This window comes from Pseudomonas sp. AC255 (assembly GCF_979258175.1).
This window is the reverse complement of sequence record NZ_OZ409841.1, coordinates 3,483,843-3,507,733: the sequence shown is the minus strand read 5'-3', so window position 1 is coordinate 3,507,733 and position 23,891 is coordinate 3,483,843. Positions and strand designations below refer to the sequence as shown.

Sequence of the window (23,891 nt, the reverse complement as noted above, 5' to 3'; positions counted from 1 at the left end):
CCGCTATTGGGGGTAGGTGAACGCGTTGTCATTAGTAGCCTAACTGTCTATACTCGGCCACCGACCGCCAAGGGCTTTTGGGCTTGCTTTCATTGGGGGTCGCATCCCTGGGTGGTGGTTACCTGACCAGTGCACTCCCCAACAACTTTGCCCTGATTGTTAGGGGCTCTTCAGTGTGAAAAAAAGCCGTGAAAAGCCAACGACCTGTAAACCTAGACCTAAGGACCATCAAACTCCCAGTCACTGCTTACACGTCCATTCTTCACCGTATCTCCGGTGTCATCCTCTTCGTGTGCCTTGCCATCATGCTTTACGCATTGGACAAGTCGCTGAGCTCCGAGGAAGGCTTCGGTCAGGTGAAAGCGTGTCTGACCAGTCCGCTAGCCAAGCTAGTGATTTGGGGCATCCTGTCCGCTCTGCTGTATCACCTGGTAGCCGGTGTGCGCCACTTGATCATGGACATGGGCATCGGTGAGACGCTGGAAGGCGGCAAACTGGGCTCGAAAATCGTTATCGCCGTTTCCGTGGTGGTAATCGTTCTGGCAGGAGTCTGGATATGGTAACTAACGTCACTAACCTGTCGCGTTCGGGCCTCTATGACTGGATGGCACAGCGTGTGTCTGCGGTCGTTCTCGCGGCTTACTTCATCTTTCTGATCGGATACATCGTCGCCAACCCTGGCCTCGAGTATGCCCAGTGGCATGAACTGTTCGCTCACAACGGAATGCGTATTTTCAGCCTGCTGGCCCTTGTTGCTCTGGGCGCTCACGCCTGGGTCGGCATGTGGACCATCGCGACCGACTACCTGACGCCAATGGCGTTCGGCAAGTCCGCAACGGCGATACGTTTCCTTTTCCAGGCAGTATGCGGCGTTGCGATGTTCGCTTACTTCGTCTGGGGTGTGCAGATTCTCTGGGGTATCTGATTCATGGCTAACATTCCAACGATTTCTTTCGACGCCATCATTATTGGTGGTGGCGGGGCCGGCATGCGCGCTGCGCTGCAGCTGGCACAGGGCGGCCACAAGACTGCGGTGATCACCAAGGTTTTCCCGACCCGTTCGCACACTGTGTCCGCACAGGGCGGCATCACTTGCGCCATCGCTTCCGCCGACCCGAACGATGACTGGCGCTGGCACATGTACGATACCGTCAAGGGTTCCGACTACATCGGTGACCAGGACGCTATCGAATACATGTGTCAGGAAGGCCCGGCTGCCGTGTTCGAGCTGGACCACATGGGTCTGCCGTTCTCGCGTACCGAGCAAGGCCGCATCTACCAGCGTCCGTTCGGTGGCCAGTCCAAGGACTACGGCAAGGGCGGTCAGGCTGCACGTACTTGCGCTGCGTCCGACCGTACCGGTCACGCGCTGCTGCACACCCTTTATCAGGGCAACCTGAAAGCCGGTACCACGTTCCTCAACGAGTACTACGCTGTTGATCTGGTAAAAAACCAGGAAGGCGAATTCGTTGGTGTGATCGCGATCTGCATCGAAACCGGCGAAACCTCCTACATCCGTGCCAAGGCCACCGTTCTGGCCACTGGCGGTGCAGGCCGTATCTACGCGTCCACCACCAACGCCCTGATCAACACCGGTGACGGCGTCGGCATGGCTCTGCGTGCTGGCGTGCCGGTACAAGACATCGAAATGTGGCAGTTCCACCCGACCGGCATCGCCGGCGCCGGCGTACTGGTTACCGAAGGTTGCCGTGGTGAAGGTGGTTACCTGATCAACAAGCACGGCGAGCGTTTCATGGAGCGTTATGCTCCGAACGCGAAGGACCTTGCAGGTCGTGACGTGGTTGCCCGTTCGATGGTTAAGGAAATCATCGCCGGCAACGGTTGCGGTCCGAATGGCGACCACGTAATGCTCAAACTCGACCACCTGGGCGAGGAAGTGCTGCACAGCCGTCTGCCAGGCATCTGCGAACTGTCGAAGACTTTCGCCCACGTTGACCCGGTAGTTGCTCCGGTTCCGGTTGTGCCGACCTGCCACTACATGATGGGCGGCGTTGCCACCAACATTCATGGCCAGGCGATCACCCAGAACGCCGAAGGTCAGGACCAGATCATTCCTGGCCTGTTCGCGGTAGGCGAAGTGGCTTGCGTATCGGTACACGGTGCGAACCGTCTGGGCGGCAACTCGCTGCTCGACCTGGTGGTCTTCGGTCGCGCTGCCGGCCTGCACCTGGAAAAGGCGTTGACCGATGGCATCGAATACGACGACGCTACCGAGTCCGACATCGAAGCTGCACTGTCGCGTCTGAACGCGCTGAACAACCGTACCGACGGTGAAGACGTTGCCACCCTGCGTCGCGAGCTGCAAAGCTGCATGCAGAACTACTTCGGTGTATTCCGTACCGGCGAATACATGCAGAAGGGCATCGCTCAGCTGGCCGATCTGCGCAAGCGTATCGCCAACGTGAAGATCAACGACAAGTCGCAAGCGTTCAACACTGCACGTATCGAAGCGCTGGAACTGCAGAACCTGCTGGAAGTGGCTGAAGCTACCGCCATCGCGGCCGAAGTACGTAAAGAGTCCCGCGGCGCTCACGCCCGTGAAGACTTCGAAGACCGTGATGACGAAAACTGGCTGTGCCACACCCTGTACTTCCCGGGTGACAAGCGCGTCACCAAGCGTGCCGTGAACTTCTCGCCGAAGACTGTTCCGACTTTCGAACCTAAAGTCCGGACTTATTAAGGGTGACCGCCATGTTGCAAGTCAGTGTTTATCGTTACAACCCTGATCAGGACGCTGCGCCGTTCATGCAGGATTTCCAGGTCGATACCGGTGGTAAAGACCTGATGGTGCTGGACGTGCTGGCCCTGATCAAAGAGCAGGACGAAGGTTTCTCCTATCGTCGCTCCTGCCGTGAAGGCGTCTGCGGCTCCGACGGCATGAACATCAACGGCAAGAACGGTCTGGCCTGCATCACGCCGCTGTCTGCCGTTGTAAAAGGCAACAAGCTGATCGTTCGTCCGCTGCCAGGTTTGCCGGTTATCCGTGACCTGGTCGTCGATATGAGCATCTTCTACAAGCAATACGAGAAGGTGAAGCCTTACCTGCAGAACGACACGCCGGCTCCGGCCATCGAGCGTCTGCAGTCGCCAGAAGAGCGCGAAAAGCTCGACGGTCTGTACGAGTGCATCCTGTGCGCCTGCTGCTCGACCTCTTGCCCGTCCTTCTGGTGGAACCCGGACAAGTTCCTGGGTCCTGCTGCGCTGCTGCAAGCCTACCGCTTCCTGGCAGACAGTCGCGACACCAAGACCAGCGAGCGTCTGGCTTCACTTGACGACCCGTTCAGCGTTTTCCGCTGCCGGGGCATCATGAACTGCGTCAACGTATGTCCGAAAGGCCTGAACCCGACTAAGGCCATCGGTCACATCCGTAACATGCTGCTTTCGAGCGGCGTGTGATTCAGCTGCTGTAACCGTTGCACCGTAGAGGCTGTGGCGCGGGCTTCAACCCGCGTCATGGCTATAACCAGAGCAGTAGCCATAAGCTGCAGCTCTTCTTTTGAAGAAATGAGACAAGCAGGGGCATCCGGGCTGGTACCCGGACTATCAGTGTGATCCTAGGTGGCTTGTTTTAGTCGCTGCATTCGGACTTCTGCAAGTTTGCTCGGTGTCGACACCGATGGTGTTCCCCTAACCGAGGGTGACCAAGCATGCAAGAAAGCGTGATGCAGCGCATGTGGAACAGCGCCTACCTTTCAGGTGGAAACGCTGCCTATGTGGAAGAGCTTTATGAGCTCTACCTGCACGACCCTAACGCTGTGCCAGAAGAGTGGCGCACCTACTTTCAGAAGTTGCCAGCCGACGGCAACTCTGCCACTGATGTTTCGCACTCGACGATTCGCGATCATTTCGTGCTGCTGGCAAAGAACCAGCGCCGCGCCCAACCGGTTTCCGCCGGCAGCGTGAGCAGTGAGCACGAGAAGAAGCAAGTTGAAGTGCTGCGATTGATCCAGGCCTACCGTATGCGTGGCCACCAGGCAGCCCAGCTTGACCCGCTGGGGCTGTGGCAGCGTCCTGCACCTGCAGACCTGTCGATCAATCATTACGGCTTGACCAATGCCGATCTTGATACGACCTTCCGTGCCGGCGACCTGTTCATCGGCAAAGAGGAAGCGAGCCTACGCGAAATTCACGAAGCGTTGCAGCAGACATATTGCCGCACCATCGGCGCTGAATTTACGCACATCACCGATTCCGAGCAGCGCCAGTGGTTCCAGCAACGTCTGGAAAGCGTGCGTGGCCGTCCGACGTACTCCGCCGACATCAAGAGCCACCTGCTTGAGCGCGTGACTGCCGGTGAAGGCCTGGAAAAATACCTCGGTACCAAATACCCGGGCACCAAGCGTTTCGGTCTGGAAGGCGGCGAAAGCCTGATTCCGATGCTCGATGAACTGATCCAGCGTTCCGGCTCGTACGGCACCAAGGAAGTCGTCATCGGCATGGCCCACCGTGGCCGTCTGAACGTACTGGTCAACACCTTCGGCAAGAACCCGCGCGAGCTGTTCGACGAGTTCGAAGGCAAGAAGAAGGTCGAGCTCGGTTCCGGTGACGTCAAATACCACCAGGGCTTCTCGTCCAACGTGATGACCACCGGCGGTGAAGTTCACCTGGCCATGGCGTTCAACCCGTCCCACCTGGAAATCGTTTCCCCGGTGGTTGAAGGTTCGGTGCGCGCCCGTCAGGACCGTCGCAACGACCTGACCGGTGAGAAAGTTCTGCCGATCTCCATCCACGGTGACGCGGCATTCGCCGGTCAGGGCGTGGTCATGGAAACCTTCCAGATGTCGCAGACCCGCGGTTTCAAGACCGGCGGTACCGTGCACATCGTGATCAACAACCAGGTTGGTTTCACCATCAGCAACCCGCTGGACTCGCGTTCTACCGAGTACGCCACCGACGTTGCCAAGATGATCCAGGCGCCGATCCTCCATGTGAATGGTGATGATCCGGAAGCCGTGCTGTTCGTGACCCAACTGGCCATCGACTACCGCATGCAGTTCAAGCGTGACGTGGTGATCGATCTGGTCTGCTACCGTCGTCGCGGCCACAACGAGGCCGACGAGCCAAGCGGCACCCAGCCACTGATGTATCAGCAGATCACCAAGCAGCGCACCACCCGTGAGCTGTACGCTGATCGCCTGACCCAGGCCGGTGTGCTCGACGCTGAACGTGTGCAGGCCAAGGTCGACGAATACCGCAACGCGCTGGACAACGGTCTGCACGTAGTGAAATCGCTGGTCAAAGAGCCGAACAAAGAGCTGTTCGTCGACTGGCGTCCGTACCTGGGCCACGCCTGGACTGCGCGTCACGACACGCGTTTCGATCTCAAGACCCTGCAAGAGCTGTCCGCCAAGCTGCTGGAAATTCCGGAAGGCTTCGTCGTTCAGCGCCAGGTCGCGAAGATCTACGAAGACCGTCAGAAGATGCAAGCCGGCGGCCTGCCGATCAACTGGGGTTACGCTGAAACCATGGCGTACGCGACCCTCGCGTTCGAAGGTCACCCGATCCGCATGACCGGTCAGGACATCGGCCGCGGTACGTTCTCGCACCGTCACGCTGTGTTGCACAACCAGAAAGACGCGGGCACCTACATTCCGCTGCAGAACCTGTACGACGGTCAGCCACGTTTCGACCTGTACGACTCGTTCCTCTCGGAAGAAGCGGTACTGGCATTCGAATACGGTTACTCGACCACCACGCCAAACGCGCTGGTGATCTGGGAAGCCCAGTTCGGCGACTTCGCCAACGGTGCTCAGGTCGTGATCGACCAGTTCATCACCAGCGGCGAGCACAAATGGGGCCGTCTCTGCGGTCTGACCATGCTGCTGCCACACGGTTACGAAGGCCAGGGCCCTGAGCACAGCTCGGCACGTCTTGAGCGTTACCTGCAGCTGTGCGCCGAGCACAACATTCAGGTGTGCATGCCGACCACGCCAGCGCAGATCTACCACTTGCTGCGTCGTCAGGTGATTCGTCCGCTGCGCAAGCCGCTGGTCGTGCTGACGCCGAAGTCGCTGCTGCGCCACAAGCTGGCCATCTCGACGCTGGAAGATCTGGCCGAAGGTTCGTTCCAGACCGTGATCCCGGAAATCGACGCACTGGACCCGAAAAAGGTCGAGCGCGTGGTTCTGTGCAGCGGCAAGGTCTACTACGACCTGCTGGAAAAACGCCGTGCCGAAGGCCGCGAAGATATCGCCATCGTGCGTATCGAGCAGCTGTATCCGTTCCCTGAGGACGACTTGAAAGAAGTCCTGGCTCCGTACACCAACGTCAAACACGCCGTTTGGTGTCAGGAAGAGCCGATGAACCAGGGTGCCTGGTACTGCAGCCAGCATCACTTGCGTCGCAGCATCGCCAACCTCGACAAGACTCTCGTACTTGAGTACGCGGGCCGTGAGGCTTCGGCTGCGCCAGCTTGTGGTTACGCATCGATGCACGCCGAGCAGCAGGAAAAACTGCTGCAAGATGCTTTCACTGTTTAACGCCTTCGCGCTGACTGAAACCGAATTTTAAGGACCCACAGATAATGGCTATCGAAATCAAAGCCCCGTCATTCCCGGAATCGGTTGCCGATGGCACCGTTGCCACCTGGCACAAGAAACCAGGTGAGGCCGTCAAGCGTGACGACCTGATCGTCGACATCGAAACCGACAAAGTCGTGCTCGAAGTGTTGGCTGAAGCAGACGGCGTGCTGGGCGCAATCGTTGCCGAAGAGGGCGCTACCGTTCTGTCGAACCAGGTCCTGGGCTCGATCGAAGAGGGCGGCGCTGCTGCTGCCGCTCCTGCCGCCGCTGCTGCTCCGGCCGCTACTGCCGCTGCCGCACCAGCTGCTGCCGATGGCGAAGATGACCCGATCGCAGCTCCTGCCGCGCGCAAGCTGGCTGAAGAAAACGGCATCAACATCGCTTCCGTTGCCGGCACCGGCAAGGGCGGTCGTGTGACCAAGGAAGACGTGGTAGCAGCGGTTGCTGCCAAGAAAGCCGCTCCGGCTGCCGCACCTGCCAAGGCTGCTGCTCCTTCGGCTGCTGCGCCTGTGTTCGCTGCCGGCGACCGCATCGAGAAGCGCGTACCGATGACTCGCGTACGTGCCACCGTGGCCAAGCGTCTGGTTGAAGCCCAGTCGAACATGGCGATGCTGACCACGTTCAACGAAGTCGACATGACCGAAGTCATGGCGCTGCGTTCGAAGTACAAGGACCTGTTCGAGAAGTCCCACAACGGCGTACGCCTGGGCTTCATGTCGTTCTTCGTGAAAGCGGCCACCGAAGCGCTGAAACGCTTCCCGGCTGTCAACGCGTCGATCGACGGCGGCGACATCGTTTACCACGGCTATGCGGACATCGGCGTTGCCGTTTCCAGCGACCGTGGCCTGGTGGTACCGGTTCTGCGTAACGCCGAGATGATGAGCCTGGCTGAAATCGAAGGCGGCATCGCAACATTTGGCAAGAAAGCCCGTGACGGCAAACTGTCGATGGACGAGATGACCGGTGGTACCTTCACCATCACCAACGGTGGTACCTTCGGTTCGATGATGTCGACGCCGATCGTCAACCCGCCGCAGGCAGCGATTCTGGGCATGCACAACATCATCCAGCGTCCGATGGCCATCAACGGTCAGGTCGTGATCCGTCCGATGATGTACCTGGCTCTGTCCTACGATCACCGTCTGATCGATGGCAAAGAAGCTGTGACCTTCCTGGTGACCATCAAGAACCTGCTGGAAGATCCGGCTCGTCTGTTGCTGGATATCTAAAAAGCAGCTGCAAGCTTTCAGCTACAAGCCTCAAGCTCAAGGCGAGCGGGTGGGCTTGCAGCTTGAAGCTTGCGGCTTGTAGCTTTATTGCTAAAGAGGATTTTTTGAATGTCGCAGAAATTTGACGTAGTAGTGATCGGTGCCGGCCCTGGTGGCTATGTAGCGGCCATCAAGGCTGCTCAGTTGGGCCTGACCACTGCCTGCATCGAGAAGTACACCGACGCAGAGGGCAAGCAAGCCCTGGGCGGTACCTGCCTGAACGTAGGTTGCATTCCTTCCAAGGCGCTGCTCGACAGCTCGTGGAAATACAAGGAAGCCAAAGAGAGCTTCAACGTTCACGGTATCTCGACCGGCGAAGTCAAAATGGACGTCGCTGCGATGGTTGGCCGCAAGGCTGGCATCGTCAAGAACCTGACCGGCGGCGTTGCCACCCTGTTCAAGGCCAACGGCGTTACTTCGATCCAGGGCCACGGCAAGCTGCTGGCCGGCAAGAAAGTCGAAGTCACCAAGCCGGACGGTTCGGTTGAAGTCATCGAAGCGGAAAACGTCATTCTCGCGCCAGGTTCGCGTCCGATCGACATTCCACCGGCTCCGGTTGACCAGAAAGTCATCGTCGATTCGACTGGCGCTCTGGAATTCCAGTCCGTACCTAAACGTCTGGGCGTGATCGGCGCTGGCGTGATCGGTCTGGAACTGGGTTCGGTATGGTCGCGTCTGGGTGCAGAAGTGACTGTGCTCGAAGCACTGGACACTTTCCTGATGGCAGCGGACACCGCTGTTTCCAAGGAAGCGCTGAAAACCCTGACCAAACAGGGTCTGGACATCAAGCTGGGCGCTCGCGTTACCGGTTCGAAAGTCAACGGCGAAGAAGTCGTCGTCAACTACACCGATGCCAACGGCGAACAGACCATCACTTTCGACAAGCTGATCGTAGCCGTTGGTCGCCGTCCGGTGACCACTGATCTGCTGTCTGCCGACTGCGGCGTGGAAATCGACGAGCGCGGTTTCATCGCGGTCGATGACCATTGCGTCACAGCTGTACCGGGCGTCTTCGCCATCGGTGACGTGGTTCGCGGCATGATGCTGGCCCACAAGGCTTCGGAAGAAGGCATCATGGTTGTCGAGCGCATCAAGGGCCACAAGGCTCAGATGAACTATGATTTGATCCCTTCGGTTATTTATACTCACCCGGAAATCGCGTGGGTTGGCAAAACCGAGCAGGCGCTGAAGGCCGAAGGCGTTGAAGTCAACGTCGGCACCTTCCCGTTCGCCGCTTCCGGCCGTGCCATGGCTGCCAACGATACCGGTGGTTTCGTCAAGGTCATCGCCGATGCCAAGACCGACCGCGTATTGGGCGTGCACGTGATTGGCCCGAGCGCTGCAGAACTGGTTCAGCAGGGCGCGATCGGTATGGAGTTCGGCACCAGCGCTGAAGACCTGGGCATGATGGTTTTCTCCCATCCGACCCTGTCCGAAGCCTTGCACGAAGCTGCTCTGGCAGTGAATGGCGGCGCCATTCACATTGCCAACCGCAAGAAGCGTTAAGACATAATAAGAAACCACGGCGGCAACGGCCCGTCGTGAGCCTTGCGAGCAAGACTCACCGCGGAATGTCCGCCGGACGCAGTCTTGCGTAGCCCAGCTACGCAAGCAGCAGTCACAGGTGGCGCGGCACTCAAACGAGCGCAGCGCCGAATGCGCAGTACCTAACGAAGACGGTAAAAAGCATGAATCTTCACGAGTATCAGGGTAAGCAGCTGTTCGCTGAATACGGCCTGCCAGTTTCCACTGGTTACGCAGTAGACACCCCGGAAGCAGCAGCAGAAGCTTGCGACAAAATCGGCGGCAACGAGTGGGTCGTCAAAGCCCAGGTTCACGCCGGTGGTCGCGGTAAAGCGGGCGGCGTAAAGCTGGTTCGCAGCAAAGAAGACGCCAAAGCCTTCGCACAGCAGTGGCTGGGCAAGCGTCTGGTGACTTACCAGACTGACGCCAATGGCCAGCCAGTCACCAAGATCCTGGTTGAATCGTGCACTGATATCGCTAAAGAGCTGTACCTGGGCGCTGTCGTTGACCGTTCGAGCCGTCGCATCGTGTTCATGGCTTCCACCGAAGGTGGCGTGGACATCGAGAAAATCGCTCACGACACTCCAGAAAAAATTCTCAAGGCCACTATCGATCCACTGGTTGGCGCTCAGCCATCCCAGGGTCGCGAGCTGGCATTCCAGCTGGGTCTGGAAGGCAAGCAGGTCACTCAGTTCGCCAAGATCTTCGTAGGTCTGGCCAAGCTGTTCAAAGACCACGACCTGGCTCTGCTGGAAGTGAACCCGCTGGTGATCAAGGCTGACGGCGATCTGCACTGCCTCGACGCGAAGATCAACATCGACGCCAACGCCATGTACCGTCAGCCTAAGCTGAAGGCTTTCCACGATCCGTCGCAGGACGATCCGCGCGAAGCGCACGCTGCCAAGTTCGAACTGAACTACGTAGCGCTGGAAGGCAACATCGGCTGCATGGTCAACGGTGCCGGTCTGGCCATGGGCACCATGGACATCGTCAACCTGCATGGCGGCAAGCCAGCCAACTTCCTCGACGTAGGTGGTGGCGCTACCAAGGAACGCGTTACTGAAGCGTTCAAGATCATCCTGTCCGACCAGAACGTCGCGGCAGTACTGGTCAACATCTTCGGCGGCATCGTTCGCTGCGACATGATTGCCGAAGGCATCATCGGCGCCGTGAAAGAAGTCGGCGTGAAAATCCCGGTTGTTGTTCGCCTTGAAGGCAACAACGCTGAGCTGGGCGCTAAAGTACTGGCAGAAAGCGGTTTGAACATCATCGCTGCTACCAGCCTGACCGACGCTGCTCAACAAGTTGTCAAAGCTGCGGAGGGCAAATAATGAGCGTCCTGATCAATAAAGACACCAAAGTTATCTGCCAGGGTATTACCGGTTCGCAAGGTAGTTTCCACACCCAGCAAGCCATCGAATACGGCACCAAGATGGTTGGTGGCGTAACTCCGGGCAAGGGCGGCACCGAGCACCTGGGTCTGCCAGTGTTCAACACCGTAAAAGACGCAGTAGCTGCCACTGGCGCTACCGCCAGCGTGATCTACGTTCCGGCTCCGTTCTGCAAGGACTCGATCCTGGAAGCGGCATTCGGCGGCATCAAGCTGATCGTCTGCATCACCGAAGGCATTCCTACCCTGGACATGCTGGACGCCAAAGTTAAGTGCGACGAGCTGGGCGTAGTCCTGATCGGCCCTAACTGCCCAGGCGTGATCACCCCAGGCGAATGCAAGATCGGCATCATGCCAGGTCACATTCACTTGCCAGGCAAGGTCGGTATCGTTTCGCGTTCCGGCACCCTGACCTACGAAGCTGTGAAGCAGACCACTGACGCCGGTTTCGGTCAGTCGACTTGCGTCGGCATCGGCGGTGACCCGATCCCGGGTTCGAACTTCATCGACATCCTGAAGCTGTTCCAGGAAGACCCGAAGACCGAGGCGATCGTGATGATCGGCGAGATCGGCGGTTCGGCTGAAGAAGAAGCGGCTGCCTACATCAAGGCTAACGTGACCAAGCCGGTTGTTTCCTACATCGCTGGTGTGACTGCTCCTCCGGGCAAGCGCATGGGCCATGCTGGCGCAATCATCTCTGGCGGCAAAGGCACTGCAGACGAGAAATTCGCTGCGCTGCAAGACGCAGGCGTTAAAACCGTGCGTTCGCTGGCAGACATCGGCAAGGCCCTGGCCGAGCTGACTGGCTGGGAAGTGAAGAAGTAAGCTTCGGCTGACTTTTTAGCTCCAGCAACAAAGGCCACCTTCGGGTGGCCTTTGTCGTTTCTGGCGTATGAGAATTTTGAGAGCTGTTGTGGCGAGGGGATTTATCCCCGCTGGGCTGCGAAGCGGCCCCCATGCTAGCGACCATGATCAGTCAGTCATTTCCAGCTCGGATTCTTTGGGACTGCTGCGCAGCCCAACGGGGATAAATCCCCTCGCCACAGGTTCGTTGTGATGAATACAGGTTCTCTGTATGAAAAATAGATATGTAAACGCGACACTGAAACGTCGCGTATCGGATAGTTCGCCCTCTAACAGTGCGTTTGTCAGCCAAATTCGTTAGGCTGGCCGCCATTTTTGCGTCCGCCGCCCACAAGGCAGCTACGCGCGTTAAGGGTCAGTCCCATACGGATCGACAGCATTTCCCTAATCCAACAGGGCAATCCCCCTCTAAATTCCGATTTCAGTAGTGTGGTATTACCTTAATGAAAGTTTTGAAAGGTCAGGACATCCTGGCACTTGGTTTTATGACGTTTGCCCTGTTTGTCGGGGCCGGTAACATCATTTTCCCGCCGATCGTCGGCTTGCAGGCCGGGCCTCACGTCTGGATGGCCGCACTGGGCTTTCTGATCACCGCCGTCGGTTTACCGGTGGTCACCGTAGTGGCGCTGGCCAAGGTCGGCGGTGCGATGGATGCGTTGAGCAGCCCTATCGGCAAGATCGCTGGCGGTATCCTCGCGGCGGCATGCTACCTGGCCGTGGGTCCGCTGTTCGCCACCCCGCGTACCGCGACCGTATCCTTCGAGGTAGGTCTGGCGCCGTTGACCGGCGAAAGCCCGCTGGCGTTGTTCCTCTACAGCTCGGTGTACTTCCTGCTGGTGTTCTTCATTTCGCTCTATCCTGGGCGGTTGCTGGATACCATTGGCCGCTTCCTCGCACCGCTGAAAATCATTGCGCTGGCAGTACTGGGCATCGCCGCGTTCGCCTTGCCGGCGGGTGACATCGGTCACGGCACACCGGAATACGTCGCCGCGCCATTTTCGCAAGGGTTCATCAATGGTTATCTGACCATGGATACCCTTGGGGCACTGGTGTTCGGCATCGTTATCGTCAACGCGATCCGCTCCCGTGGCGTCGAGTCGCCGGCGCTGATCACCCGTTATGCGATCATCGCCGGGCTGATTGCCGGCGTGGGGCTGGCACTGGTCTACGTCAGCCTGTTCCGCCTCGGTTCCGGCAGCCATGAAGTCGCGGTCGGCGCCACCAACGGCGCGGCGGTGTTGCATGCCTACGTGCAACACACCTTCGGTTCGCTGGGTAGCGGTTTCCTTGCGGTGCTGATCTCGCTGGCGTGTCTGGTCACGGCGGTCGGCCTGACCTGTGCCTGCGCTGAATACTTCAGCCGTGTGCTGCCGTTGTCCTACAAGACTCTGGTGATTATCCTCGCAGCGTTTTCCCTGCTGGTCTCCAACCTCGGTCTGACCAAGCTCATTGCGTTCTCGATTCCGGTACTCACCGCGATCTACCCGCCGTGCATCGTTCTGGTCGCACTGAGCTTCTGCAAGGATTTCTGGCATGAGCACGGGCGCATTCTTGGCCCGGTGATGCTGGTTTCCTTCGTTTTCGGCACCATCGACGCCCTGAAAGGCGCTGGTCTGGCCGACTGGATGCCAACTCAGCTGACCCATCTGCCGCTGAGCGAGCAAGGGCTGGCATGGCTGGTGCCATGCGTGATGACCCTGGTGGTCGCCGTGGTCTGTGATCGCCTGCTGGGCAAGCGCAGCGAAGTCCCTGCCTGACGTGATGTGACCCGCCACAAGCGGGTCAGGCACGGTCAAACAGAAATGCCCCGTATCAATCGATACGGGGCATTTTTTATGCGCGTGAGGCAGTGTCTTTTTCGCTGAACTAACGTCGAAGGGTTGCCGAAATCGTTACGTGGGAGCGAGCCTGCTCGCGAATGCGTTGTGTCAGCCGCCATGAATGTTGCGTGGTAAGCCGCTTTCGCGAGCAGGCTCGCTCCCACAGGTCATTCATACCGTGATCACATTTCACAAGGAATTGCATGTCGTTCATCCAAGCCAATCTGATCCACTTGCTCGCCGCCGTCTGGTTTGTCGTCTGCTGGGGCGGTTACACCCGTTATGCCACCTGGAAGGCCCGTGATACGGCGTGTCTAGCCAGTGTGTTGCACCTGTACCGCGAAGATTGGATGCGCCGCATGTTGCTGCGTGACAACCGTATTGCCGATGCCAGCGTGATCGGCAATCTGGAGCGCAACGCCTCGTTCTTCGCCTCCAGCACGCTGATCATCCTCGCCGGTATCCTCACCGTGCTCGGTGCGTCCGACCGAGCCGTGTCGTTGTTGGCGGATATTCCGATGGTGCAGCAGGCGTCGCAGGGCATGTCGGAGATCAAGTTGCTGTGTCTGGCACTGGTGTTCGTCTATGCGTTCTTTACTTTCAGTTGGTGCATGCGCCAATACAACTTCGCGGCGATTCTGGTCGGGTCGGCGCCGATGATCGGTGAGCGCCAAGTGACCGAGCAGGAACGCAAGGCCTTCGCTTCGCGGGCGGCGCGGGTGATTTCGATGGCGGCCAACCAGTTCAACTTCGGCCTGCGTTCTTATTACTTCGGCATGAGCATGCTGGCGTGGTTCGTCAGCCCGTGGCTGTTCATGATCATGAGCGCGGGAGTCGTGGTGGTTTTGTATCGCCGCGAGTTTCATTCCGACGTTCTCGATGTCATGGTCTATACCCCTACAGAGGCGCCCGTCCCTGAGGCGAACAAAGAGGCTGTTTGATGAGTATTCCGTTCTGGTGTGTGTTTATCAGTGCTTTATTGATCTATGTGGCGCGTATGCCGGTGGCCAAGGCCATGAAAGAGCAGGGCGGGTATGACAATCACTTGCCGCGGCAGCAGCAGGCGCAGTTGACTGGCTTCGGTGCGAGGGCGCTGGCGGCCCATCAGAACAGCATCGAAGCCTTCATCCTCTTCGCCGTCGGCGTGCTGATGGCGCATACCACGCAAACCGCGGGTTGGCTGATCGATGCGCTGGCGATCATCTTCGTGATCTCGCGGATTTTCTATCTGTGGTTCTATCTGGCCGACCTGGCGAAGTTGCGCAGCCTGATGTGGCTAGTTGGCTTCATCTGTTCGTTGTTGCTGATGATTAGTCCGACTTTTAGAACCGTGTTGCTCTAACCGGTAAATCGCAGGCAAAAGAAAACCCGCACTTGGCGGGTTTTCTTTTCACACCACAAAGCTTATTGCTTTTTGGCGGCTTCTTCTTGAGCAGCGGCGTTCGATTCAGCCTGAGCTTTGGCAGCTTCGGCGTTTTCTTTTGCTGCGTCGTTCACTTTATCCTGAGCTTTGTTCATGTCTTGCTGAGCTTGCTCAGCATGTTGGTTTGCATCTTGAGCTTTGTCCTCGGATTTTTTATCGCAGGCAGCGAGACCGAGGGAAGCGGTCAACATCAAGGCAATAGCTAAAGTCTTACGCATGGGGTGTATCTCCTTATGGAAAATAACTACTGGCCTTAAGAACTCGGCGCTACGGGTTAAGTTCCTCAATTGTTTCAGATATATAAGTTTGTTTTATCACGGAACTTTTGCCGCTTTTCTCAATACTGGCACAAGGCCCAAACGCGAGCAATTATCACATGGCCGAAAACCCCGTTTTTGAGCGCGCGACGCGCTTTTTATCGGCATTGCGGCACTGTCAGGTCCTCGGTCTGCAGGTGCACAGTGCCTCCAGCGAAGGGCTGACGGTGATCCTGCCGTACAGCGAAAAAATCGTCGGCAATCCCGAAACCGGAGTCATCCATGGCGGCGCCATCACTTCGCTGATGGACACCGCCTGCGGCATGTCGACCCTGTGCGTGCTGCCGGAGTTCGAAGTCTGTCCGACCCTCGATCTGCGCATCGACTACATGCACGCCGCCAAACCGAACAAAGCGGTGTACGGATTTGCCCAGTGCTACCGCGTCACCACCGACGTGATCTTTGCCCGTGGTTTTGCATACCAGGACGATCCCGAGCAACCGATTGCCCACGTCGTCGGCACATTCATGCGCATGGGCATCGGTCTGAAGGGCAGCAAGGGTTTCGCGGGCGCGATCAAGGGGGCGAGCCAATGAGCGACGATCTCAGGGAGCAGCTGCAACAGGCCCACGCGCAGGGCGATTACACGCCGCTGCTGGCACTGATTCCTTATGCCGGGCTGATCGGTATCGAGTGCTCGCGAGTCGGCGATGAGTTGCTGTTCAAGCTGCCGGCGAACAAGGACAACATTGGTAACCCTTTATTGCCGGCGATCCATGGCGGGGTGATTGCCGGCTTCATGGAGCTGGCCGCGGCCCTGCATCTGCTGATTTTTACCGGCACGCCGGGCGTGCCGAAGATCATCGATTTTTCCCTCGATTACCTGCGCGCCGGGCAGTTTCGCGACACGTGGGCCAGGTGTCAGGTCTGCCGTCAGGGGCGTCGCGTGGCCAACGTTGCGGTCACTGCGTGGCAGAGTACCGAGGGCGAACCGATCGCCACCGCCCGCGCGCACTTCAAGATTGATGAGCCCTTGAAATCCTGAACAGCGCCCCCAACTCAGATGACAACCCGCCGCAGACCATTTCGGGTCGCGGCCACTGCCATCTGATTGGAGTTTGATGACCATGAGTGTGGAAACTCAAAAGGAAACCCTGGGCTTCCAGACCGAGGTAAAGCAGCTGCTGCACCTCATGATCCATTCGCTGTATTCGAATAAGGAAATTTTCCTTCGCGAATTGATCTCGAACGCCTCTGACGCTGTCGACAAGCTGCGCTTCGAAGCCCTGGCCAAGCCTGAGTTGCTCGAAGGTGGTGCTGACCTGAAAATCCGTGTGAGCTTCGACAAGGACGCCAAGACCGTCACTCTCGAAGACAACGGTATCGGCATGAACCGTGACGATGTGATCACCCACCTGGGGACCATCGCCAAATCCGGCACCGCCGATTTCATGAAAAACCTGTCCGGCGATCAGAAGAAAGATTCGCACCTCATCGGCCAGTTCGGTGTCGGCTTCTATTCGGCCTTCATCGTCGCCGACAAGGTTGATGTATACAGCCGTCGCGCCGGCACTGCCGCCAGCGAAGGCGTGCACTGGTCGTCGAAAGGCGAGGGCGAGTTCGAAGTCGCCACCATCGACAAGCCAGAGCGCGGTACCCGCATCGTCCTGCACCTGAAATCCGGTGAAGACGAATTCGCTGATGGCTGGCGTCTGCGCAACATCATCAAGAAGTACTCCGACCACATCGCTTTGCCGATCGAACTGCCGAAGGAAGTCACTCCGGCCGAAGGCGAAGAGGCTCCGGCCGTTGAATGGGAAACCGTCAACCGCGCCAGCGCCCTGTGGACCCGTCCGCGCACTGAAGTCAAAGACGAGGAATATCAGGAGTTCTACAAACACATCGCTCACGACTTCGAGAATCCGCTGTCGTGGAGCCACAACAAGGTTGAAGGCAAGCTCGAGTACAGCTCGCTGCTGTATGTGCCGGCCCGCGCGCCGTTCGACCTGTACCAGCGTGAGGCGCCGAAGGGCCTGAAGCTGTACGTGCAGCGTGTGTTTGTAATGGATCAGGCCGAGTCGTTCCTGCCGCTGTACCTGCGCTTCATCAAAGGCGTAGTCGATTCCAACGACCTGTCGCTGAACGTGTCGCGGGAAATCCTGCAGAAAGACCCGATCATCGATTCGATGAAAACCGCGCTGACCAAGCGTGTGCTCGACATGCTGGAAAAACTGGCGAAGAACGAGCCTGAGCAATACAAGGGCTTCTGGAAAAACTTCGGTCAGGTCATGAAAGAAGGCCCGGCAGAAGACTTCGCCAACAAAGAGAAAATTGCCGGTCTGCTGCGTTTCGCATCGACCCAGGGCGACGACGGCGAGCAGATTGTCGGTCTGGCTGACTACCTGGCCCGCGCCAAGGAAGGTCAGGACAAGATCTACTACCTCACCGGCGAAACCTACGCGCAGGTGAAGAACAGCCCGCACCTCGAAGTCTTCCGCAAGAAAGGCATCGAAGTGCTGCTGCTCACCGATCGCATCGACGAGTGGCTGATGAGCTACCTCAGCGAATTCGACGGCAAGACGTTTGTCGACGTGGCGCGCGGTGACCTCGATCTGGGCAACCTGGACTCGGAAGAGGACAAGAAAGCCGCTGAAGAAGTCGCCAAGTCCAAAGAGGGTCTGGTCGAGCGCCTGAAAACTGCGCTGGGTGATTCCGTGGCTGAAGTCCGCGTTTCCCACCGTCTGACCGACTCGCCGGCCATTCTGGCTATCGGCGAACAGGACCTGGGTCTGCAAATGCGCCAGATTCTCGAAGCCAGCGGGCAGAAAGTCCCGGATTCGAAGCCGATCTTCGAGTTCAACCCGAGCCACCCGCTGATCGAGAAACTCGATGGCGAGCAGAGCGAAGAGCGTTTTGGCGATCTGTCGCACATCCTCTTCGATCAGGCCGCCCTGGCGGCGGGTGACAGCTTGAAGGATCCGGCCGCTTATGTGCGCCGTCTGAACAAGCTGCTGGTTGAACTGTCGGTTTGATCACGTTGTAGGAAAAACCCGCTTCGGCGGGTTTTTTCGTTCTGGTGTTTACTCAATCAGGAGTCAGAAATGAGCCAAGTCACTGTACGTTCCGTGGTCTATCAGATTGACGGCCAGGCCTATGAAGGTCGCCTGGCGTTCGACGCCGAGCACAAGGCTGCGCGCCCGGGTTTGCTGATGGCGCCGAACTGGATGGGCGTCAGCGCCGGTGCCGAAGACATCGCCAAAGCGGTAGCGGCCAAGGGTTACGTGGTGCTGATCGCGGATGTCTATGGCCAGAGCGTACGTCCGCAGAACGCTGATGAGGCGCTGGCAGCGATGATGCCGCTCAAGGACGACCGCGCGCTGTTGCGCAAACGTCTGCAAGTGGCTTTCGAGCAATTGCAGAGCCAGGGCGAAGCCACGGTGGATACTTCGAAACTGGCGGTGTTCGGTTTCTGCTTCGGTGGTTGCTGTGCGCTGGACCTGGCTCGCACCGGCGCGCCGGTAAAAGCGGCGGTGTCGTTCCACGGCACGCTGGATTCGCCGAACCCGGCGGATGCGCAGAACATCAAGGGCTCGGTGCTGGTGCTGCATGGCGCGTCCGATCCATTGGTGCCGAAAGAGCAACTGCCGGCATTCGAAGATGAGATGAACGCGGCGAAGGTCGACTGGCAACTGCTCAGCTACGGCGGCGCGGTGCACTCCTTTACCGATCCGCACGCCAATGTGCCGGGCAAGATGATGTACGACGAAAAGACCGCCAAGCGCGCGTTCAAGTCGATGCATGATTTGCTGGATGAAGTGTTCAACGGTTAAAAGCGAAAAGCCCCTCACCCTAGCCCTCTCCCGGAGGGAGAGGGGACTGATTGGGGGTTGCTCGGGAGTGGCGTCGACCTGAACGTGAACAGGCGAATCCATAATCGCCGAGACTTTTCAGGTCGATGTATAACGCAAGACGCCTCGGTCGGCTCCCTATCCCTCTGGGATAGGCGACTGATTGAGGGTTGCTCGGGAGTGACGTCGACCTGAACTTGAATAGGCGAATCCATAATCGCCGGGATTTTTCAGGTCGATGTATAACGCAAGGCGCCTCGGTCGGCTCCCTATCCCTCTGGGAGAGGGGACTGATTGGGGGTTGCTCGGGAGTGGCGTCGACCTGAACGTGAATAGGCGAATCCATAATCGCCGAGACTTTTCAGGTCGATGTATAACGCAAGACGCCTCGGTCGGCTCCCTCTCCCTCTGGGAGAGGGCTGGGGTGAGGGTAAGCGGCCTAGCGCGGTAGTTCGATCCGCTCGACTTCCCCCGGCACCGTCGGCCAATCCCCGGCCGCCCACTTGCGCCGCGCCTCATCGATGGCCGCCGGATCGCTTGAAACAAAATTCCAGTTGATCCGTCTCGGCCCGTCCAGCGCCGCGCCGCCGAACACCACCGCGTGCACATCGCTTTCGGCAAACAGGCTCATCTCTTCGCCAACCGGCAACACCACCAGCGCATGCGGCTCGATCGCCTCGCGATTCAACTGCGCATCGCCGCTCAACACATACACCGCGCGTTCTTCATGCTCGGCCGGAATCAGCAATGTGGTCGCGGTCTGCATCTTCACTTCCGCATACAACGTAGGAGAAAGCACCGGCACCGGCGATTCCAGGCAAAAGCCTGACCCGGCAATCATGCGAATCTGCACGCCGAGGTTATCGCTGGCCGGCAACGTCGCTGCCGGGTGATGACTGTAATGCCCCGGGCCTTCTTCGTGTGCCTTGGGCGAGGCCAGCCAGACTTGCAGGCCGTGCAGAGTGAAGGTCTCGGCAAGCAGCGGCGCAGGCGTGCGCTCGACGTGGGCGATGGCGCTGCCAGCGGTCATCCAGCTGACATCGCCGGCGCCGACCACCTGATCGGAGCCCAGACTGTCTTTGTGCTGCAATTGCCCTTCGAACAGATAGGTAAGTGTCGACAGGCCAATGTGCGGATGCTGTCGGATATCCATGCCTTTACCCGTCGGATAAATCGTCTCGAGCATGTGGTCGAAAAACACGAAAGGCCCGACGTTGCGGCATTTGGCTGACGGCAGCGGGCGCAGAATCGGCTGGCCTTCGACGTCTTCGGCGCGCGGGCGGATGATCAGGAGTGGCGTGTCCATGGTGCATTCCAGGCTGAGCGGGTGATGCCAGAAGCATAACCCGCCGCTGGCATCAGGAGGATTATTGGCTGTCGAAGCCTTGTGGTGCGTGGGTTTCGATGCTGACTTCAGTGGTGGTCATCAATTTGTGAATCGGGCAGCGATCGGCCACACGCAGCAGTTCCTCGCGCTGAGCGTCGGTCAGTACACCTTTGAGGGTGAGGGTGACATGCAGGGCGTATTTGCCTTTCTGCTCTTGGCTGTTGTCGCGCTTCACTTCGACTCCCACGCCGGTCAGCGGGATGTCTTTTTTCTTCGCGTACATCTTCAGGGTCAGCGCTTTACAGGCGCCAAGGGCGGCGTCGAAATAGTCGTGTGGCTCTGGCGCGGTGCCTTCACCCCCGGCGGCTTTCGGTACATCGGCAAACAATTCGTGGTCGTCGATCTGGACGGTGTGACGAAAACCTTCGGCAGAGACGGTATTGACGGTAACAGTCATGGAAACCTCACAGGCGGCAGGAAAAATCGTTCGATCAAAACAGACCTTGCAGTTATAGAGCATTCGCAGCAGTGGGCGTTCCGCTTTTCGGCAGGGATGAACCCTTGTCGTTCGGGCGCGGTCTAGGCTATGCCCATCTGCCGGAGATTACTTGTGTCCTTGTCTCGTCTGAGTCTTGCCTGTCTGCTGCTGTTCGCTGGCAGCGCCAGTGCCCGCGAATACACCTACAGCGATGCGCACCTGCATTACGTGGATTTTTTCCAGGAAAGCGCCGGCATGCAGAAATTGCTCACGGCCATGAAGGACAATTCCATCGAGCACGTCATGATTTCCGGCATTCCCGTGGCGAAGAAATGGCACGAAGACGAACCCAAGCGTCCGCGCTACTACGCCGGCGATGACGCCGATGCCTATTGGTACAGCGCCACTGACGTGATCGTTGCCGACGCGGTGGAAAAGCTCGCGCCGGAGCAGCGCCAGTACTTTCATCCGTTCCTGTCCGGCTTCAATCCCAATGACAAGAATTCCGCCGCGCACATCCAGCGCATGCTCGACCTGTATCCGGGGTTGTGGCAGGGCATCGGCGAGGTGTTCACCCGGCACGATGACCTGACGGCGCTGACCTCCGGCGACACGCCCCGAGCCAACAACGAGGCAATGACCAAGATCTATCACCTCGCTGCGGAAAACGATCTGCCGGTGATGCTGCATTCCAACATCACTTCCAAGCGTGAGAAAAATCCGCTGTACCTGAAGGAAGTCGAAGAGCCGCTGCGCAACCATCCGCACACGCGATTCATCTGGGCGCATGCCGGCACCAGCGCCGAGATCCATCGGCATCAGACCCAGTTGCCGTTTCTCCTGCCAACCCTGACGCGCATGCTTGAGGCTTATCCGAATCTGTTTATCGACCTGTCGTGGAGCATGCTCACGCCGTATCTGCTGGACGAGCAGGGCAAGCCGCGCGCCGAATGGCTGGCGCTGGTGGAAAAGTATCCCGAGCGCTTCATGCTCGGCTCTGACGTGGTAGGACGGTTCAACAAGCTTGGTCAGGAAATGCACAGCTACAAGCCGTTTCTCGATGCGCTGCCGGAAGGGGTGGCGCGCAAAGTCGCGCGCGATAACTTCCTGGCAATACTGCCGCGCAACACAGAAAAACCCGCTGCTCCGCGCTGAAACGTCAAAGCCATGAGTTCGGACTAGCCGCTCGTTTGCCTATCGCTTTTTCGTCTTACGCAATTTCACGGCAATGCCGATACCTTCTAAAGCACCCCGCTGCAGGCTGATGCAGCGCTTTTGGAAGGAGCCAGAGTGATGAATATCCGTAGTCTCAATATTGCCCCGCGCGCCGGTCTCGGTTTCGGCCTGCTGGCCCTGATGGTGTTTGCCCTCGGCGCGTTCGCCTTGATGCAAATGTCGAACATGCGTGCGCAGTCCGATGAAGTCGACAACAACTGGCTGCCAAGCGTGATGGCGGTCGGTGAAATGAGTCAGGACATGCTGCGCCTGCGTGCCTTGACCATGCGCCTGTTGCTCAACCGTGACCCCAAGGCACTGGAGCAGAATGTCGCCAAGCTCGACGAGCTGCGCAGTGGCTTGAGCGAAGCGCAGCAGCGTTATGACGGTCTGATCGTGCTGCCTGAAGAGCGCGTATTGTTCGAACGCTTCAAGGGCACCGAGCACAAATACCTTGAGCTTCAGGCACAAGTCCTACAGCTGTCGGCGCAGAATCGGGTCGCTGAGGCTGCGACGATTCTCAATGATCAGATGAGCCCGCTGGCCGATGAAATCGCCGCCACTTTGCGTGAGCTGGTCGAGTTGAATAAACAGAATGCCGGTCTGGCCACTGAGGCCGCGCGGCTGGTGTTCAAGCAATCGCGGCTATGGGTCGCAGTAATGATCGCCATGGCTGCGCTGATTACTGTCGGCCTGGCGTTGCTGCTGACGCGCAGCATCGTCGTGCCATTGTCGCAATCGCTCAGCGTGGCCGAAGTGGTGGCCGGTGGGGATTTGACCGGCGACATTCACATCACTGGCAAAGACGAGCCGGCGCGTCTGCTGCAAGCGTTGAAAAGCATGCAGCACAATCTGCGCGACACGATCCGGCGCATCTCCGAGTCGTCGACGCAGTTGGCCTCGGCCGCCGAAGAACTCAGCAGCGTCACCGAAGATGCCACTCGCGGCTTGCATCAGCAGAGTCAGGAAATCGAACAGGCCGCCACTGCGGTCAACCAGATGACAGCAGCGGTGGAAGAGGTGGCGAACAACGCCGTGGCCACGTCCGAAGCCTCCCGCGAGTCCGACCGCATCGCCCGGCAAGGACGCGAGCAAGTGCAGCAGACGGTGACGTCGATCGAGTTTCTCGCCGGCGATGTCACCAACAATGCCGCGCAAGTCGAGGCGCTGGCGCAAAAGGTTCATGGCATCAGCAAAGTGCTGGACGTGATTCGCTCGATTGCCGAACAAACCAATCTGCTCGCCCTCAACGCCGCGATCGAAGCCGCGCGCGCCGGCGATGCCGGGCGTGGCTTTGCCGTGGTGGCGGATGAAGTGCGGGCGCTGGCGCATCGCACCCAGCAGTCGACCCAGGAAATCGAGCAGATGATCGGCGGGATTCAGCAGGGCACCGACTCGGCGGTCAGTTCGATGCAGCAAAGCAATTCTCGGGCGCGCTCGACTTTGGAATTGGCCAAGAGCGCAGGCTCGGCCCTGGAGGAAATCGCCTCGGCGTTTACCTTGATCAACGAGCGCAATCTGGTCATCGCCAGCGCCTCGGAACAGCAGGCAGCGGTGGCGCGGGAGGTTGATCGCAACCTGATGAATATTCGTGATCTGGCGATGCAGACATCGGCGGGGGCCAATCAGACCAGTGCGGCGAGTCAGGAGTTGTCGAAGTTGGCGGTGGATCTGAACGGGATGGTGGCGCGGTTTTCGGTGTGAGTTTGACCTTCAAAAGCCCCTCACCCTAACCCTCTCCCGGAGGGAGAGGGGACTAATCGTGCGATGCTTTGGAATCCATATTCGACTCGGTTTCTCAGGTCGATGGTTAGCGGCAGACACCTCGGTCGGCTCCCTCTCCCTCGGGAGAGGGCTGGGGTGAGGGGTAGGGCCGCCGCGCAGTATCATCGAACAGATAAACAAAAGCCCCGCATTCGCGGGGCTCTCTGTTCT

General features: G+C 58.6%; 21 protein-coding genes. 18 read left to right on the top strand and 3 right to left on the bottom strand.

Features of this window, described 5'->3' with window-relative positions; translation table 11 throughout:
- Positions 1-188: 188 nt before the first annotated feature.
- From sdhC to ACZZ0K_RS15895, 12 genes are all read left to right on the top strand, one after another.
- Positions 189-563 carry a succinate dehydrogenase, cytochrome b556 subunit gene (sdhC, locus tag ACZZ0K_RS15950; RefSeq protein ID WP_016773673.1) on the top strand — a complete coding sequence of 125 codons (375 nt, stop codon included), beginning with the start codon at positions 189-191 and terminating at the stop codon, positions 561-563.
- Entirely contained in the window at positions 557-925 is a 369-nt protein-coding gene (gene sdhD, locus ACZZ0K_RS15945; protein WP_008049683.1) for a succinate dehydrogenase, hydrophobic membrane anchor protein, read from the top strand. The genes sdhC and sdhD overlap by 7 nt, the downstream gene beginning before the upstream one ends.
- Before the next feature lie 3 nt (positions 926-928).
- Positions 929-2,701, top strand: a complete 1,773-nt coding sequence (sdhA, locus tag ACZZ0K_RS15940; RefSeq protein WP_024012149.1) for a succinate dehydrogenase flavoprotein subunit — start codon at positions 929-931, stop codon at positions 2,699-2,701.
- 11 nt (positions 2,702-2,712) lie between these two features.
- Positions 2,713-3,417 carry a succinate dehydrogenase iron-sulfur subunit gene (locus tag ACZZ0K_RS15935; RefSeq protein WP_016773675.1) on the top strand — a complete coding sequence of 235 codons (705 nt, stop codon included), beginning with the start codon at positions 2,713-2,715 and terminating at the stop codon, positions 3,415-3,417.
- 251 nt (positions 3,418-3,668) lie between these two features.
- Positions 3,669-6,500 (top strand): 2-oxoglutarate dehydrogenase E1 component, encoded by a 2,832-nt coding sequence (locus tag ACZZ0K_RS15930; RefSeq protein ID WP_041479560.1) that lies wholly within the window; start codon positions 3,669-3,671, stop codon positions 6,498-6,500.
- Between the two features lie 44 nt (positions 6,501-6,544).
- Positions 6,545-7,771, top strand: a complete 1,227-nt coding sequence (gene odhB, locus ACZZ0K_RS15925) for a 2-oxoglutarate dehydrogenase complex dihydrolipoyllysine-residue succinyltransferase (RefSeq protein ID WP_258707794.1) — start codon at positions 6,545-6,547, stop codon at positions 7,769-7,771.
- Between the two features lie 108 nt (positions 7,772-7,879).
- Positions 7,880-9,316 (top strand): dihydrolipoyl dehydrogenase, encoded by a 1,437-nt coding sequence (gene lpdA, locus ACZZ0K_RS15920; RefSeq protein WP_016773678.1) that lies wholly within the window; start codon positions 7,880-7,882, stop codon positions 9,314-9,316.
- Positions 9,317-9,498: 182 nt separating this feature from the next.
- Positions 9,499-10,665: an ADP-forming succinate--CoA ligase subunit beta gene (gene sucC / locus ACZZ0K_RS15915; RefSeq protein WP_016773679.1), complete on the top strand. Its 1,167-nt coding sequence runs from the start codon at positions 9,499-9,501 to the stop codon at positions 10,663-10,665.
- On the top strand, positions 10,665-11,549 hold the full coding sequence (gene sucD, locus ACZZ0K_RS15910) for a succinate--CoA ligase subunit alpha (RefSeq protein WP_016773680.1): 885 nt from the start codon (positions 10,665-10,667) through the stop codon (positions 11,547-11,549). Before sucC ends, sucD begins: the two co-directional genes overlap by 1 nt.
- Before the next feature lie 482 nt (positions 11,550-12,031).
- Positions 12,032-13,345 (top strand): branched-chain amino acid transport system II carrier protein, encoded by a 1,314-nt coding sequence (gene brnQ, locus ACZZ0K_RS15905; protein WP_463559199.1) that lies wholly within the window; start codon positions 12,032-12,034, stop codon positions 13,343-13,345.
- Between the two features lie 266 nt (positions 13,346-13,611).
- Entirely contained in the window at positions 13,612-14,349 is a 738-nt protein-coding gene (locus ACZZ0K_RS15900; RefSeq protein ID WP_016773682.1) for a DUF599 domain-containing protein, read from the top strand.
- The gene (locus ACZZ0K_RS15895; protein WP_056783897.1) at positions 14,349-14,750 is read left to right on the top strand and encodes an MAPEG family protein; all 402 of its coding nucleotides are present in this window, start codon (positions 14,349-14,351) and stop codon (positions 14,748-14,750) included. The genes ACZZ0K_RS15900 and ACZZ0K_RS15895 overlap by 1 nt, the downstream gene beginning before the upstream one ends.
- Positions 14,751-14,812: 62 nt before the next feature.
- On the opposite strand, the gene ACZZ0K_RS15890 is transcribed toward ACZZ0K_RS15895, so the two are convergent.
- Positions 14,813-15,049, bottom strand: coding sequence for a hypothetical protein (locus ACZZ0K_RS15890; RefSeq protein WP_007959016.1), 237 nt, complete (start codon positions 15,047-15,049; stop codon positions 14,813-14,815).
- A gap of 158 nt (positions 15,050-15,207) precedes the next feature.
- On the opposite strand from ACZZ0K_RS15890, the gene ACZZ0K_RS15885 reads away from it, so the two are divergent.
- The 4 genes from ACZZ0K_RS15885 to ACZZ0K_RS15870 all read left to right on the top strand — a co-directional run bounded on the left by ACZZ0K_RS15885 (position 15,208) and on the right by ACZZ0K_RS15870 (position 18,918).
- Positions 15,208-15,684: a PaaI family thioesterase gene (locus ACZZ0K_RS15885; RefSeq protein ID WP_122505956.1), complete on the top strand. Its 477-nt coding sequence runs from the start codon at positions 15,208-15,210 to the stop codon at positions 15,682-15,684.
- On the top strand, positions 15,681-16,133 hold the full coding sequence (locus ACZZ0K_RS15880; RefSeq protein ID WP_150741308.1) for a PaaI family thioesterase: 453 nt from the start codon (positions 15,681-15,683) through the stop codon (positions 16,131-16,133). Before ACZZ0K_RS15885 ends, ACZZ0K_RS15880 begins: the two co-directional genes overlap by 4 nt.
- Positions 16,134-16,215: 82 nt before the next feature.
- The gene (gene htpG / locus ACZZ0K_RS15875; RefSeq protein ID WP_150741309.1) at positions 16,216-18,120 is read left to right on the top strand and encodes a molecular chaperone HtpG; all 1,905 of its coding nucleotides are present in this window, start codon (positions 16,216-16,218) and stop codon (positions 18,118-18,120) included.
- Positions 18,121-18,189: 69 nt separating this feature from the next.
- Positions 18,190-18,918 carry a dienelactone hydrolase family protein gene (locus ACZZ0K_RS15870; RefSeq protein ID WP_122704671.1) on the top strand — a complete coding sequence of 243 codons (729 nt, stop codon included), beginning with the start codon at positions 18,190-18,192 and terminating at the stop codon, positions 18,916-18,918.
- A gap of 457 nt (positions 18,919-19,375) precedes the next feature.
- On the opposite strand, the gene ACZZ0K_RS15865 is transcribed toward ACZZ0K_RS15870, so the two are convergent.
- Positions 19,376-20,242: a pirin family protein gene (locus tag ACZZ0K_RS15865; RefSeq protein ID WP_258707795.1), complete on the bottom strand. Its 867-nt coding sequence runs from the start codon at positions 20,240-20,242 to the stop codon at positions 19,376-19,378.
- Between the two features lie 61 nt (positions 20,243-20,303).
- On the bottom strand, positions 20,304-20,720 hold the full coding sequence (locus ACZZ0K_RS15860) for an OsmC family protein (protein WP_256811534.1): 417 nt from the start codon (positions 20,718-20,720) through the stop codon (positions 20,304-20,306).
- Positions 20,721-20,849: 129 nt separating this feature from the next.
- On the opposite strand from ACZZ0K_RS15860, the gene ACZZ0K_RS15855 reads away from it, so the two are divergent.
- A complete protein-coding gene (locus ACZZ0K_RS15855; protein ID WP_217850685.1) occupies positions 20,850-21,896 on the top strand; it encodes an amidohydrolase family protein in 1,047 nt (348 codons plus the stop codon).
- 138 nt (positions 21,897-22,034) lie between these two features.
- The gene (locus ACZZ0K_RS15850; protein ID WP_258707798.1) at positions 22,035-23,660 is read left to right on the top strand and encodes a methyl-accepting chemotaxis protein; all 1,626 of its coding nucleotides are present in this window, start codon (positions 22,035-22,037) and stop codon (positions 23,658-23,660) included.
- The last annotated feature ends 231 nt before the right edge of the window (positions 23,661-23,891 follow it).

Bases quoted from the DNA above. Each gene is read 5' to 3' on its own strand.
- ACZZ0K_RS15880 (WP_150741308.1), top strand. From the start codon at position 15,681: ATGAGCGACGATCTCAGGGAGCAGCTGCAACAGGCCCACGCGCAGGGC.
- htpG (WP_150741309.1), top strand. From the start codon at position 16,216: ATGAGTGTGGAAACTCAAAAGGAAACCCTGGGCTTCCAGACCGAGGTA.
- ACZZ0K_RS15870 (WP_122704671.1), top strand. From the start codon at position 18,190: ATGAGCCAAGTCACTGTACGTTCCGTGGTCTATCAGATTGACGGCCAG.
- ACZZ0K_RS15895 (WP_056783897.1), top strand. From the start codon at position 14,349: ATGAGTATTCCGTTCTGGTGTGTGTTTATCAGTGCTTTATTGATCTAT.
- sdhA (WP_024012149.1), top strand. From the start codon at position 929: ATGGCTAACATTCCAACGATTTCTTTCGACGCCATCATTATTGGTGGT.
- sucC (WP_016773679.1), top strand. From the start codon at position 9,499: ATGAATCTTCACGAGTATCAGGGTAAGCAGCTGTTCGCTGAATACGGC.
- ACZZ0K_RS15930 (WP_041479560.1), top strand. From the start codon at position 3,669: ATGCAAGAAAGCGTGATGCAGCGCATGTGGAACAGCGCCTACCTTTCA.
- brnQ (WP_463559199.1), top strand. From the start codon at position 12,032: ATGAAAGTTTTGAAAGGTCAGGACATCCTGGCACTTGGTTTTATGACG.
- ACZZ0K_RS15935 (WP_016773675.1), top strand. From the start codon at position 2,713: ATGTTGCAAGTCAGTGTTTATCGTTACAACCCTGATCAGGACGCTGCG.
- lpdA (WP_016773678.1), top strand. From the start codon at position 7,880: ATGTCGCAGAAATTTGACGTAGTAGTGATCGGTGCCGGCCCTGGTGGC.
- ACZZ0K_RS15850 (WP_258707798.1), top strand. From the start codon at position 22,035: ATGAATATCCGTAGTCTCAATATTGCCCCGCGCGCCGGTCTCGGTTTC.
- ACZZ0K_RS15900 (WP_016773682.1), top strand. From the start codon at position 13,612: ATGTCGTTCATCCAAGCCAATCTGATCCACTTGCTCGCCGCCGTCTGG.
- odhB (WP_258707794.1), top strand. From the start codon at position 6,545: ATGGCTATCGAAATCAAAGCCCCGTCATTCCCGGAATCGGTTGCCGAT.
- ACZZ0K_RS15885 (WP_122505956.1), top strand. From the start codon at position 15,208: ATGGCCGAAAACCCCGTTTTTGAGCGCGCGACGCGCTTTTTATCGGCA.
- sucD (WP_016773680.1), top strand. From the start codon at position 10,665: ATGAGCGTCCTGATCAATAAAGACACCAAAGTTATCTGCCAGGGTATT.
- sdhD (WP_008049683.1), top strand. From the start codon at position 557: ATGGTAACTAACGTCACTAACCTGTCGCGTTCGGGCCTCTATGACTGG.
- ACZZ0K_RS15855 (WP_217850685.1), top strand. From the start codon at position 20,850: ATGCCCATCTGCCGGAGATTACTTGTGTCCTTGTCTCGTCTGAGTCTT.
- ACZZ0K_RS15890 (WP_007959016.1), bottom strand. From the start codon at position 15,049: ATGCGTAAGACTTTAGCTATTGCCTTGATGTTGACCGCTTCCCTCGGT.
- ACZZ0K_RS15865 (WP_258707795.1), bottom strand. From the start codon at position 20,242: ATGGACACGCCACTCCTGATCATCCGCCCGCGCGCCGAAGACGTCGAA.
- ACZZ0K_RS15860 (WP_256811534.1), bottom strand. From the start codon at position 20,720: ATGACTGTTACCGTCAATACCGTCTCTGCCGAAGGTTTTCGTCACACC.